Raw genomic sequence first — 13,539 nt, 5'->3', positions numbered from 1 at the left:
GCCTACTGCAGAACCTTGAATTGCGATTAGAGAAATAAAAAAGGCTTAGGTGCGCCCTAAGCCTATTAACTCACATAAGCATCAATGATTAAGACTCATGACCATCGATAACTTTGTGACGCCATACCGCGGCGGCAAATAATAACCAACCGAGTAAAAAACAACCACCACCCATAGGCGTAATAGGACCTAACCACTTAGTCCCAAACAAGGCTAGCCCATATAGTGAACCCGAAAACAGTACTATGCCTGCGACAAAGAGATATGCCGACCAGTCCAGTAAACGCGAGGTTAGCCATTGGCCCGAGAAGGCAACCATGATGAGGGCAAAGGTATGGTAGAAATGATATTGCACACCTAAGTTAAAGACTTCGATTAAGTTTGGTGGCGCGACCGCTTTTAAACCATGGGCACCAAAAGCCCCTAAGGCGACGGCTAAGAATCCGCTTACGGCGGCGAGTAACAATAAACCTTTACGCATTTAATGCTCCTGCTGGAATGGGATTAACTCATTCAACATTTATTCGCTCAACATTAAGCTCACGAATAAATTCACTTGATAAATCAATAGCACGTGCAAGGTTAGCGGCTTCACTGGCGCCTGACGACTTTCTTGGGACAAAACTATGATCGCCGTCGGTTATCCAAGCCAATCCTATCTCAACTTTCAAGGGCCAGCTTGGGATCTGCGCTTTGCCACCAAACTTATCCCGCTCACCCTGTACGACTAAAACTGGGACTTGGCATTCATTCAAAGGTTCCAATCTAGGCTCGCCGCCTTTGAGTGGCACAAAAGGATAACCTAAACAAATCACCCTATCGATGCGCGCCGCTAATGCAGGATCGCAGGCTAATAGGGCCGCCATACGCCCGCCCATGGATTTCCCCATTAACACTACACGTTCAACTTGTGGTTGTGAGTGGGCGATATCGAGCATCTGTGTAAAACACGCGAGCAATTTAGGCGCACGGTCCGGTGGACGCCGTTTGCCATCTACAGCATTCGCCTGCATATAAGGAAAGTTAAAGCGCATCACTCGAAAGCCCTGAGCAGCTAATCCCGCCGACATGGCCTGCATAAAATCAGAATCCATGTTAGCACCCGCACCGTGGGCCAATAAAATCAAAGTACTCGCAGGCTCCCCTTCCAATACATAACTCGGCTTATCCGGGCAACAACTCACTGCGAGACTCCTCGGCAAACATATCTAACATCCATTCGCGAAACGCCACCACTTTACCTAGCTCAGCATGATTTTGTTGGCAAACTAAGTAGTAAGCATCTTTACTGACCAAGACTTCTTGGAATGGGCACACAAGCCGCCCAGCTTTGATATCGGGACGTGCCAGCACGCTGTAACCCAGAGCAACCCCTTGGCCATGGGCTGCCGCCTGCAATACCAAAGACGAATGACTAAAAATAGGCCCTTGATTCACATTAATATCGGTAATCCCACATTGCCTAAACCATGCCTGCCAATCGTGACGACTCATATCATGCAGTAGCGTGTGATACTTTAAATCACTAGGTTGAGATAGAGGTTTAGGACCGTTGAGTAGCAGCGGGGAACACACAGGAATTAATACTTCATTTCTCAGCTTATCGGCACGAAGCCCTGGCCAATTACCAAGACCGTAATAAATAGCGACATCCACATCGTCCGTTAAAGAACTCGCCTCGCTATCGACAGCTTTTATACGTACGTCAATATCAGGATTTTTCTCACTGAACTTAGCAAGCCGAGGTACTAGCCATTGGATGGCAAAACTGGGCGACATACTCACAGTTAAAGAACCAATTGCACTTCGCGCCAATAATCTATCTGTCGCATCGGCAAGCTGGATAAAGATATCTTTAATATCGAGGAAGTAACTCTGCCCTTCTTCAGTTAACAACAAAGAACGATTCTTTCGGCGAAATAATTTTAATCCGAGAAAGTCTTCTAATGCCTTTATTTGATGACTCACCGCAGCTTGAGTAACAAACAATTCTTCAGCGGCTCGAGTAAAGCTCAAGTGCCGTGCGGCGGCTTCAAATGCTTTAACCGCATTAAGCGGTGGTAATCGTCTTGACATAGTGATCTCTATCTCAATTTTTAATTAGTTTTTCTAATCCGTATTGTTACATTTAATCGTTTGTAAAGGCCAGTGATTTTGGTTAAATTTTGCGCCAATGAAACACCTTGGTTGGACAATCTCGAGAACGATGATGGGAATGTCTGACAGCGTTACTTTGTCAGCCCGGAGGCGACTATGTTCAATTTAAAATCTGTGTTTGCGTTTGTGTTAGTTTCAACACTCAGTGCACATGTGAGTGCCAATGCGTTTGTTGACGAAATCGTCATCGACACAGCAGATCTACAAGCAAGTATCAGTGCAGACTTGACAACAACAATGGAAAAAATGCACCAAGAAGCTTTAGAAGAAGCCACTCTGCTCATTGCCGATGAGAAAGAAGCGACACCAGCACAACAAGTTGTTAAAACCAAATAATCCTCTCATTCCACTCGATTTGTCCATCAATTGAGGGAACCCAGAGAAAAGCCGCATCAAAATGCGGCTTTTTTGTGTACTAAATTTATGGGCGATACACTTTTACGTTGGTATATCCCTGTTCAATTAAATATAGCGCCTGCAGCTTACTCATGACACCTCGCTCACAGTAGAGCAAATAGGTCTTTTGCTTGTCGAGATCGGCAAACTGGGTCGCTAATTTAAAAAATGGGATTCGCTTTACCTCAACACCTTCAATATTAAGAGGTTTATGTTCCTCTTCTTCTGGTGCTCGGATATCGATAACCACTTCATTAGTCTCAATGGCGATGACAGTTTCAGTCTCGGTAATTCGAGTGTCCATTTGTTCTGCTATCTCTCTAATATCAATAGTGACGGCCTGTGCGACAATTTGGTCGATTAAATCTTCAGAGAACTTCTTCTCTTCCGCTTCAACCTTGGCGAGTACTGCCTTGACGGTGGGTTTTTGTGAGATAACACCACAATACTCTGGCATTGATTTAGCAAAATCTTCGGTACCGATCCTGCGACTTTCGTTGATGATATCCTGTTTATCCATTGCGATTAATGGGCGCAAGATCAGCAGTTCAGTACAACGATCAATGACGTTCAAGTTGGTTAAGGTTTGACTCGATACTTGGCCTAAACTTTCACCGGTAACCAAAGCTTGGATGCCAAGACGTTCAGCAATTCTTGCCGCGGTGCGCATCATCATACGTTTCAATACAACGCCCATTTGACCATTGTCGATTTTCTCTAAAATTTCGGCAACCACAGGCTCAAAGGGGACGGAAACAAATTTAACTTTATGGGATTCACCATAGGTTTTCCAAAGGTGATAAGCCACTTGCTTAACACCTATTTCGTGCTGCGCGCCACCTAAATTGAAGAAGCAATAATGGGTACGAGCACCCTTTTTGATAAATTGATAGCTAGAGACACCTGAGTCAAAACCGCCGGATATCAAGGACAACACATCTTCTTGTGTTGCCATAGGGAAACCACCTAAACCCTCGATACGCTTAGTCACCATGTAAAGTTTGTCGCGGTCAATTTCCAGATTAACGGTGACATCAGGATTCTTTAAACGCACCCCAATCGCATCGGTAAACTGATTTAAACCGCCCCCCACATAACGCTCCACATCAATGGAATTAAAGTCGTGATCGCCAGTCCGCTTAACCCGTACACAGAAGGTTTTACCGGCAATTTGATCGCGGTAAACCGGTAGAGCTTGTTGATAAATATCATCCACGGATTCAAAGCTATACTCATCAACCTGTACGACGTGAGCAATTCCAGGAATACAAGCAAGACGCTCACCAAAGGCCTGAGCTAATTCAGGCTTATGCTTTGGCACCATCACCATAATTCGGTCCCATTGACGCTGCACTTTGGCATCTTCGTCAACTTTTTTAAGCACATTACGGATATTAGTTTCGAGCATTTTGGTGAAGCGCATCCGCACAGGTTTGCTCTTCATCATGATTTCTGGATACAGCTTTACAATAAACTTCATGGGATTTCCGCGGGCAATTTTGAAAACAGCAAAATTGGTTTAAAAAGAATAATCGGAGGATTATAACAAACCCGCTGCTATTGACGCACCTATTTCAATCAATCCAATATTCTCCTCTGGCATCAAATACTCGAACTGTGACAACACGCCCTAAACTCAAAGAATAAAAAACCGCGTGAAAGACGCGGTTTTTTATTCTTTGCTCACCGAGTGTTAAGGTGAATTTTTGAGCTGAATTTCTTCAGACTCTTTTGCCTTACCTTGTTCGATCGCAATTTCAACTCGGCGATTACGGGCACGATTTTCTGGTGAATCATTAGGCACTATCGGATTGTTAGAAGCCATACCAACCACTTTCATGCGTTTAGAGTCAAAACCTTTCACCTGGACTAACTCGTGAGCCACCGCGACAGCGCGTTTACTGGATAAATCCCAGTTAGAGCTATAGAGCTCATCACTTATCTGCATATCATCAGTGTAACCTGCAACGGTAATAACCCCCGGTACATCTTTTAATAGCTCCCCCACCGAGCGCACTACAGGTTTAAATCGAGGTTGAAGAAATCCAGATCCCGAAGCAAAAGAGCCTTTTTCACGAATACGAATAATGATTTGCTGCCCGAGTGATTCAATCTCAATCGCACCATCGATGATCTCTTTATTTAATTCCTGAGCCATCTTCTTCACTTGCTGATTGATTTTATCCTGTGCAGCAGCCGCATCCGCTTTAACTGCCTCTGCGGTTTCCTGAGCCGTAGAGCTTGCCTCTCCACCACGCTGTTCACCCTGTTGCTGTTGAACCCCACCAGCACTGTCATCCTCTCCAGCTTGAAAATCGAGCACAGGCTCAGTCATTTCATTCGTTTGCTGATTAATAATTTCAATCGGCGTTGGATCGGGACGCCCGGGGCGAAATTCCAGCGCAATCACCGATGTCCCCTTAGGGATATCCTTCACTTCAACCTTATTTTGCACACCGAAAGCAAACTTCATTGACCCTGCGATCTGCTTAAACTTCAATACATCCATTTCGGAAAATGATAATAACAATACGAAGAAGCACATCAATAGGGACATCAAGTCAGCAAATGTTGCCAACCAGAGCGGCGCTCCCGGTGGTGGACACTTGCACTTCGCCATGAGCTACTCTCCGTCCGTCGTATCAATTTTCCGCTGTTTTTCAGCAAGATAATTCTTTAGAAAACCTTCAATGACACGAGGATTTTGACCATCTTGAATTGCTAACACCGCATCCATAATTAAATTACGATTCAGCATTTCTTCTCCCATACGTAGGGAAAGTTTATCTGCGATAGGAATAGCGACCATGTTAGCTAACATAGCACCATATAAAGTAGTTAAAAGAGCAACCGCCATCGCTGGCCCAATGGATTTAGGATCTGACATATTAGAAAGCATCGCGACGAGACCGACTAAAGTCCCTATCATCCCCATTGCTGGACCCACGTCACCAAATGCTCTGAAAATGGCAATACCATTACGATGACGCTCTTCGGTTAAATCAATATCCTTTTCAAGGGCGGCACGCACCACCTCGCCGTCATGACCATCCACTAACATATCCACGGCTTTTTGCATAAAACTGTTGCTAATTTGCGCTTCCTCTAGTGCGAGGAATCCACCTTTGCGGGCAGCATCTGCCATAGTCACAGATTGTTCAATCAATTCTTCAGGTTTATCAATCTTAAACATGAAAGCTTTAACCGCAATTTTTACTGCACTGAAGAATTGTTTTAAATTAAACTTCATCATTACAACGAAGAAAGAACCACCAAATACAATAAAAATCGAAGGTACATCAAAAAAAATCATCAGGCCGCCGCTGGTCACCATAGCGCCGAGGATAAAAGCAAAGGCCCCCACTAATCCTATTAATGTAGCTAAATCCACAACGGCTCCTCAATATTTGTTATCGACGACATCATACTGACTCTATTGATAAAGTTATACTCGCGTTATCCCAAAAATATAACACTTTCATCTTCACTTGAGACTTATCGTTGATGTTATCACTTGATTACAACCTAGCTAGGCCTATTGTCCGTTATCGGACAAGCACTAAGCAAGTTTAGCGGTAATTTATATTTTCTGAAAAAAATTCAGCGACAAAGCGTGCTATTGAGCAAATATCCGTCGTTGGAATTTGACCCTTGAGCCGCCCTGATATACCTTGTGTCCGCTAAACCAAAGGAAGCATAGACGTGGCGAAGAAACCCGAAAATCTCAGTTTTGAAGAATCCCTTGGTGAACTCGAGCGAATAGTCTCAGAGTTAGAACAGGGTGATATCTCTCTCGATGACGCGTTAAAGCAATTTGAACGTGGTATTAATCTTGTTCGCAATAGCCAAGCTAAGCTCGAACAAGCCCAACAAAAAGTGGCCATTTTACTAAAACAAGATGAAAATGCGCCCCTATCTCCCTATGCCGTTGAGGGTGAATAAGCGTGTTAGCCAGTACAATTCAAGAGTATCAACTGCGAGTTGATACCCAATTAAAACAGCGTTTTAATACGCTTGAAGATACCGCCCCCCAATTGAAAGCGGCAATGCAATATGGTGCCTTGCTGGGAGGTAAACGCATTCGCCCCTTCCTTGTTTACAGTGTGGGGCAAATGTTCGGGGTTACTTTAGAAAAATTAGATGCCTGTGCTGCTGCTATTGAGTGCATTCATGCCTATTCTTTAATCCATGATGATTTACCGGCAATGGACGATGATGCGCTGCGCCGTGGTCAGCCTACCGTTCATATCGCTTTTGATGAAGCGACGGCGATTCTTGCTGGAGATGCGCTGCAAACCTTAGCCTTTGAGATTGTGACTGAAGCCGTTCCAGGAATAAGCAGCGAGCAGCATATTGCCATGGTTAGGGCCCTAGCAAAAGCATCAGGTTACCGTGGTATGTGTGGCGGTCAAGCAATCGATTTAGCCTCAACCGATAAACAAATTGATCTTAAGGCATTAACTCAGCTACATAATATGAAAACGGGCGCACTTATCAGTTGCGCCGTTGAGTTAGCCTTGATCGCCGCGAATGCGCCTAAAGATCAATATCAAACCATGATGACATTTGCCCATGCGGTAGGACTTGCCTTCCAAGTGCAAGACGATATTCTGGATATCATTGCGACTACAGAAGAATTGGGCAAACCACAAGGTTCGGACACAGAATCAAATAAGAGCACTTTTCCACAACTGCTTGGACTACAGGGAGCGAAAGACACAGCAGCACAACTGATCCAAGAGGCACTATCAGCGCTGGCTAAATTGCCATACAATAGCCAGTTAATTGCAGACTTCGCCCGCTATATCATTGAGCGAAGAATATAATAAGAGACGAAGTATCTCGCTATGAGTTTGGACATTTCTCAGTTTCCCGTGTTGGCACAAGCCAATACCCCTAATGAACTCCGCCAACTTCCTCAGGCCCTTTTACCGCAAGTGGCCGATGAATTAAGGGAGTTTCTACTTAAGTCTGTTGGCATGTCCAGCGGACATTTCGCCTCTGGGCTTGGCACGGTAGAGCTTACGGTTGCCTTGCACTATGTCTACAACACCCCATTTGATCGATTAATTTGGGATGTTGGGCATCAGGCTTATCCCCATAAAATCCTGACTGGTCGTCGGGATAAAATGCACACTATTAGGCAAAAGAATGGTTTACATCCTTTTCCTTGGCGTGAAGAAAGTGAATACGACACTTTTAGTGTCGGTCACTCAGGTACCTCAATCAGTGCTGCCCTTGCCATGGCCGTTGCCGCAGAAAAAGAACAGGCAGGGCGTAAAGTTGTTGCCGTGATCGGCGATGGCGCTATGACTGGCGGCATGGTGTTTGAAGCCATGAACCACGCGGGCGACTTGCACAATGACATGCTCGTGGTACTGAACGACAACGAAATGTCGATTTCAGAAAATGTCGGTGCCCTCAATAATCACTTAGCACAACTCATGTCTGGCCGTTTCTATACCACACTACGTGAAGGCGGTAAGAAAGTGCTCAAGGGTATGCCTGTCATAAAAGAAATGGCGAAACGGACTGAAGAACATCTTAAAGGCATGGTTGTTCCGGGCACTTTATTTGAAGAGTTAGGTTTTAACTACATAGGTCCAATTGATGGCCATGATGTAGACGCATTGGTTGAAACTATGCGTAATATGCGTAACCTCAAAGGCCCACAGGTACTTCACATCATGACCAAAAAAGGTCGCGGTTACGAACCTGCGGAAAAAGATCCTATTGGCTGGCACGCAGTACCTAAATTCGATCCAACACAATTTAAAAAACCCAGTACAACCCCTGGTTTACCAACCTTTTCACAGGTATTTGGTAAATGGTTATGTGATATTGCCGAACAAGATGACAAAGTATTAGGCATTACGCCCGCCATGCGTGAAGGCTCGGGAATGGTAGAGTTTTCCCAGCGATTCCCTAAGCAATATTTTGATGCAGCCATTGCCGAGCAACATGCAGTAACCTTAGGCGCTGGTTTTGCCTGTGAAGGCTATAAACCTGTTGTAGCAATCTATTCAACCTTTCTGCAACGTGGCTATGATCAGCTGATCCACGATGTTGCTCTGCAACGTTTACCCGTGTTATTTGCCATTGATCGTGGCGGTATCGTCGGTGCCGATGGTCCAACCCACCAAGGGGCGTTCGATTTAAGCTTTATGCGCTGCATCCCCAATATGGTGATTATGGCGCCGTCGGACGAAAACGAATGTCGCCAAATGCTCTATACCGGCTATTGTTACAATGCAGGCCCGAGTGCGGTGCGTTATCCAAGAGGCAGTGCAACGGGGGCTACTCAAGTGGAAGCCATGACAGCACTTCCTATTGGTAAAGGTGTCATAAAACGTGTAGGTAAGCGTATTGCTCTGTTAAACTTTGGTACAACACTCGCCTCAGCTTTAACTGCGGCCGATAACTTAGATGCCACGGTTGTCGATATGCGCTTTGTCAAACCACTCGATGTCGAGCTAGTGACGGAAATGGCGCAGACCCACGATATCCTAGTCACAGTAGAAGAAAATGCCATTATGGGCGGTGCGGGTTCTGGAGTACTTGAATTGCTCCAAAAACTCAAAATGCCAAAACCTGTGCTGCAAATCGGTCTACCCGATGAGTTTATTAAGCACGGTTCACCAGAGGAAGTCACCCATGACTTGCAACTGGATGCTGAAGGTATTTTGGCCCAAATAAATGCTTATTTAGCACAGTAGCTAAAACTAAAGCTCAATTAAGATAATTGTTCCCCCAATAAAAAAGGACTGCCGTTGCAGTCCTTTTCGTTTTATCTCTTGGATAAGCCTACCGAGATCTCAGCTTACGCCTCAATATCAATGGTCGCCGTTTCTTGGCTAGGGCCGCCCTGCGATACCATTACCATAGCAGGACGCAGTAAACGACTATTTAGCTCGTAGCCCTTTTGCATCACTAACATCACTGTATTTGCAGGAAAATCCGCACTTGGCTGCATTCCAATGGCTTGATGTTGATCAGGGTTAAATGACTCACCTTGTGGATCAATTTGTTTAACACCAAATTTAGCCACTGCAGTAAGTAAGCTTTTTTGCGTTAACTCAACGCCCTGATAAATTGCTTTAGTCGCTTCATCTTCTGGGTTTGTCCCCATCAGAGCGCGCTCCATATTATCAAGCACTGGTAACAATTCATTGGCGAACTTTTCCAATGCAAATTTATTGGCCTTTTCCACATCCATGGCGGCACGGCGACGAATATTATCGACCTCGGCGGCGGCGCGGATGACGGAATCTTTCTGCTCTTCAACTTTCGCCAAAGCGTCAGCGAGTAACTGTTCCAACTCTTCAATACGGAAATTGGCCTGGGTAAGCTCATCAACAAGACTTGCTTCTGCGGTAGATACTTCAGACTCTACACCCTCTTGGATCAGATCCTGTTCTGCTTTAATCGATTCGTTGCTCATTTTCACTCCAGCTAAAAATGCTTTGTTTCTGAAATACTCTGGGCATATTATGGGGATCAATTTTGACGTTTCAAGGCCTAAGGCCAGATCTAGCATAAATATGACCACAAAGTTTCATACCATTGGCCTTATTGGCAAACCGCATCACCTAGGGACAAATCAAACCTTAAAACGCCTACACCATTGGCTGACGATGCAAGGCTATGAAGTCTTAGCAGAAGAGCGCGTTTCCACCGAATTAGGCACCAACATTGAAGCTGTCGATTTATTGGAAATTGGTGCACGCTGCGATTTAGCCATAGTCGTCGGTGGTGACGGTAACATGCTTGGCGCAGCAAGAGTATTGGCCCGCTTCGATTTGGGCGTAATTGGCGTTAACCGCGGTAATTTAGGCTTTTTAACAGACTTACCACCCGATGCCTTTGAAGAGGCACTCGCCAGAGTACTTGATGGGGAGTTCGATACCGAGCATAGATTCTTACTCGAAGCCGAAGTCTATCGCCACGGTATGCTAAAAGCGAGCAACACCGCCGTCAACGAAGCGGTGCTCCATCCGGGTAAAATCGCTCATATGATTGAATTTGAAGTCTATATTGACGATCAGTTTATGTACAGCCAGCGTGCCGACGGCATGATAGTGTCAACGCCAACAGGCTCTACTGCCTACGCCCTCTCGGCTGGAGGCGCTATTCTAACCCCTAATCTGCAGGCATTGATTTTAGTTCCCATGTTTCCACACACTTTATCTTGCCGTCCGATAGTAGTCGATGCATGCAGCACGATTAAGATGGTCGTGTCACCTGAAAATGGCGAGAATCTTGAGGTGAGTTGCGACGGTCATGTGCATTTGGCCGTGTTACCCGGCGATGAAATCATAATACGCCGCAGTTCTGAGCGTTTAAGGCTAATTCATCCCAAAGGGCATAATTATTTCCACGTATTAAGAACCAAATTGGGCTGGGGCAGTAAGTTATTTTAACGAGTCAAAAATAACAACTAACCAGTTTGATAAAAGTTAAAACAGAATTTACCCAGTCAACTTAAGAATTTCAGGGCACTTTTGGGGGACTGTTCTCTGAATAATATTCTTTAACTTATTAGATGTTCATCATTTTTTAACATTGCTATTGACGTATTACACAAACGACACTCTTGAATAATGTTGATTGTTCGCCCAAATTAAGTGAAATTAACTTTATTAACAGTTATTAACTTTCAAAATAAAACATAATTAATTAAGTGATATTCATCACACTAAATTTCCGCATCATTTAAAAGGTGATCTAAGTCACTAATAAAAAACACAAGAAAACCATTAAAAAAACCTTACATACAATCAGTTAAGCAAAAACCTCATTAGTGCAAAAATTCACTCACCTCAATACATGCGACCTTAATCACATCTTAAAAATGTTCAAAAAATCCATTCAATGGTCATTAATGAAATAAATGGATCAGTTAATTGCAATATTGGCAGCTAATCTGAGTAATAGTTCTATTTTTAATAACCAAAATCATCATTGAATTAAACATATATAATCAAAACTGATATCCACACCACAAACTAAGTGATCGAGATCACAGATAGAATAATCCTATGAGAGAAGCGCCCCGCAGCCCTGTAAATTAGCATTTCATTTAACACCCAAGATGATCTAGATCATATTAGTCAGACCCTGAATAGCGTCTAGTACACACCACAGAATGTCGTGACCATGATAATTGACAGTCCATACTGCGATATCTTGGTCTGAGAGTCGACATGAAGGCAAAAGCAAGAATCCAATATAAATAATAAGTCAGACCACTTTATGAAGAGGCAAGCATGACAATACTTCAACTCCTCGCTAGCTTGACGCCAGTGCTCAGTGTAATGCTCTTTTTGGTATTACTCAGAATGCCAGCATCTAAGGCTATGCCCATCTCTATGGTAGTCACGGCGCTCGCCGCCGTGTTTATTTGGCAGATGGATACCACATTACTGGCAGCATCGGTCCTAGAGGGACTGTTATCAGCCATTACACCATTAACCATCATTTTTGGTGCCGTGTTCCTACTCAATACCCTGAAATACTCAGGTGCCATGGACACAATCCGCGCAGGCTTTACTAACATCAGTGCCGATGCCCGTGTGCAGGTCATTATCATCTGTTGGTTATTTGGAGCCTTTATTGAGGGTAGTGCAGGTTTTGGTACTCCCGCAGCGATTGGCGCACCACTATTGGTATTGCTGGGTGTACCACCCGTTGCCGCAGCCGTTGTGGCTTTGATTGCTGACTCTGCCTGCGTATCCTTCGGTGCGATTGGTCTACCCGTACTCTTTGGGATGGAACAGGGTCTGATCCAAGGTGGTGTAAGCATGGCTGCTGAGCAGTTTGCTGCCCATGGCGGTACCTATGCTGGTTACGCTCGATATATCGTCATGCATATGATCACTATCGACTTAATCACGGGTTCATTAATTCCGTTGGTTATGGTGACTATGCTGACAGGATTTTTTGGCCGCAATAAATCCTTTAAAGAAGGCTTAGCAATTTGGAAATTTGCCCTTTTTGCGGGTCTTGCCTTTACCGTCCCCGCATGGATCATCAACTACCTTGCAGGCCCAGAATTCCCTGCCGTTATCGGTGCATTGATCGGTATGGCTTTAGCGATCCCAGTAGCACGTAAAGGCTACTTACTCCCTAAAACACCTTGGAATGATTTTGCAGAGAATGACAACCAAGAAGGTGTGAAAATAGACGCGAAAGCCAAGTTTTCACAAATTGCCGCTTGGACACCGTATATCATCATGGCCGCGCTGTTGGTGTTATCTCGTACAGTTATGCCGCTTAAAGCATGGTTATCAAGCTTTAACATTAGCTGGACAGGCCTAATGGGCACTGAGCTTAAAGCGAGCTTCGCGACGCTATATGCACCAGGTGCCTTCTTTGTTGCAGTGTGTATTCTCGGTTTCTTCCTGTTCAAAATGAAAAGCCCAGCGATTAAGCAAACTGTCGGTGTTTCATGTAAGTCCATGTTGCCAACCATTATTTCACTAGGTGCGTCAGTGCCTATGGTGAAGATCTTCTTAAACTCAGGCGCTAATGGTGCAGGCCTTGCCTCAATGCCTGTCGCTTTAGCGGATATGTTGGCTGGCTCCATGGGCGCGGTATGGGCATGGATGGCACCTATTGTGGGGATTTTTGGTGCCTTCCTATCAGGTTCAGCCACTTTCTCGAACATGATGTTCTCCAGTCTGCAATACAGTGTGGCCGACAATGTTGGCATGAACCACACACTAGTATTGGCACTGCAAGGTATCGGTGCAAACGCCGGTAACATGATGTGCGTAATGAACGTGGTCGCCGCAGCAACGGTCGTGGGTATGGCAGGTAGAGAATCAGAAATTATTCGTAAAACAATGCCTGTTGCCATTGGTTATGCCTTACTGGCAGGCACGATAGCTACCCTATGGGGTGGATTCTAAGCCGTTTTATTTAATTGAGTGCCCGAAGCCACTGAGTGTGTGGCTTCGGCTTTAATCTATTAATAAAGAGAGTGAT

At 44.8% G+C, this 13,539-nt stretch carries 13 protein-coding genes; 6 read left to right on the top strand and 7 right to left on the bottom strand.

Annotated features, from left to right (window positions below; all coding sequences use genetic code 11):
* Positions 1-88 precede the first annotated feature (88 nt).
* Genes JEZ96_RS06060 through JEZ96_RS06050 form a run of 3 tightly spaced genes read right to left on the bottom strand, consistent with a single transcriptional unit; the run spans position 89 to position 2,076 of the window.
* Positions 89-481, bottom strand: coding sequence for a DUF423 domain-containing protein (locus JEZ96_RS06060; RefSeq protein WP_011918954.1), 393 nt, complete (start codon positions 479-481; stop codon positions 89-91).
* 28 nt (positions 482-509) lie between these two features.
* A complete protein-coding gene (locus tag JEZ96_RS06055; protein WP_025007427.1) occupies positions 510-1,184 on the bottom strand; it encodes an alpha/beta fold hydrolase in 675 nt (224 codons plus the stop codon).
* Positions 1,165-2,076: a transcriptional regulator GcvA gene (locus JEZ96_RS06050; RefSeq protein ID WP_011790096.1), complete on the bottom strand. Its 912-nt coding sequence runs from the start codon at positions 2,074-2,076 to the stop codon at positions 1,165-1,167. Before JEZ96_RS06050 ends, JEZ96_RS06055 begins: the two co-directional genes overlap by 20 nt.
* 177 nt (positions 2,077-2,253) lie before the next feature.
* Here JEZ96_RS06050 and JEZ96_RS06045 point away from each other — a divergent pair, with 177 nt between their 5' ends.
* A complete protein-coding gene (locus JEZ96_RS06045) occupies positions 2,254-2,493 on the top strand; it encodes a hypothetical protein (protein ID WP_011790097.1) in 240 nt (79 codons plus the stop codon).
* Between the two features lie 85 nt (positions 2,494-2,578).
* Here JEZ96_RS06045 and thiI read toward each other — a convergent pair whose 3' ends face one another.
* The 3 genes from thiI to pomA form a co-directional block, all read right to left on the bottom strand.
* Complete coding sequence (thiI, locus tag JEZ96_RS06040) at positions 2,579-4,033, bottom strand: tRNA uracil 4-sulfurtransferase ThiI (RefSeq protein ID WP_011790098.1); 1,455 nt, start codon at positions 4,031-4,033, stop codon at positions 2,579-2,581.
* Between the two features lie 213 nt (positions 4,034-4,246).
* A complete protein-coding gene (locus JEZ96_RS06035; RefSeq protein ID WP_198779864.1) occupies positions 4,247-5,173 on the bottom strand; it encodes a flagellar motor protein MotB in 927 nt (308 codons plus the stop codon).
* A gap of 3 nt (positions 5,174-5,176) precedes the next feature.
* Positions 5,177-5,944 (bottom strand): flagellar motor protein PomA, encoded by a 768-nt coding sequence (pomA, locus tag JEZ96_RS06030; RefSeq protein WP_011790100.1) that lies wholly within the window; start codon positions 5,942-5,944, stop codon positions 5,177-5,179.
* A 311-nt stretch (positions 5,945-6,255) separates the two neighbouring features.
* Here pomA and xseB point away from each other — a divergent pair, with 311 nt between their 5' ends.
* The 3 genes from xseB to dxs are packed head-to-tail and all read left to right on the top strand — an operon-like array spanning position 6,256 to position 9,269.
* On the top strand, positions 6,256-6,495 hold the full coding sequence (gene xseB, locus JEZ96_RS06025; protein WP_011790101.1) for an exodeoxyribonuclease VII small subunit: 240 nt from the start codon (positions 6,256-6,258) through the stop codon (positions 6,493-6,495).
* A 2-nt stretch (positions 6,496-6,497) separates the two neighbouring features.
* The gene (gene ispA / locus JEZ96_RS06020; RefSeq protein WP_061782683.1) at positions 6,498-7,379 is read left to right on the top strand and encodes a (2E,6E)-farnesyl diphosphate synthase; all 882 of its coding nucleotides are present in this window, start codon (positions 6,498-6,500) and stop codon (positions 7,377-7,379) included.
* Between the two features lie 21 nt (positions 7,380-7,400).
* Positions 7,401-9,269, top strand: coding sequence for a 1-deoxy-D-xylulose-5-phosphate synthase (dxs, locus tag JEZ96_RS06015; protein ID WP_025007426.1), 1,869 nt, complete (start codon positions 7,401-7,403; stop codon positions 9,267-9,269).
* Positions 9,270-9,373: 104 nt separating this feature from the next.
* Here the strand turns inward: dxs and grpE are convergent, their stop codons facing one another.
* Positions 9,374-9,994 carry a nucleotide exchange factor GrpE gene (gene grpE / locus JEZ96_RS06010; protein WP_011790104.1) on the bottom strand — a complete coding sequence of 207 codons (621 nt, stop codon included), beginning with the start codon at positions 9,992-9,994 and terminating at the stop codon, positions 9,374-9,376.
* Positions 9,995-10,094: 100 nt separating this feature from the next.
* Here grpE and nadK point away from each other — a divergent pair, with 100 nt between their 5' ends.
* Positions 10,095-10,973 carry an NAD(+) kinase gene (gene nadK / locus JEZ96_RS06005; protein ID WP_081429782.1) on the top strand — a complete coding sequence of 293 codons (879 nt, stop codon included), beginning with the start codon at positions 10,095-10,097 and terminating at the stop codon, positions 10,971-10,973.
* A gap of 846 nt (positions 10,974-11,819) precedes the next feature.
* Positions 11,820-13,463, top strand: coding sequence for an L-lactate permease (locus JEZ96_RS06000; protein ID WP_128090136.1), 1,644 nt, complete (start codon positions 11,820-11,822; stop codon positions 13,461-13,463).
* Positions 13,464-13,539 lie beyond the last annotated feature (76 nt).

The organism is Shewanella putrefaciens (assembly GCF_016406325.1).
Taxonomy (GTDB): domain Bacteria; phylum Pseudomonadota; class Gammaproteobacteria; order Enterobacterales; family Shewanellaceae; genus Shewanella; species Shewanella putrefaciens.
This window is presented reverse-complemented; position numbering and strand designations above follow the sequence as displayed.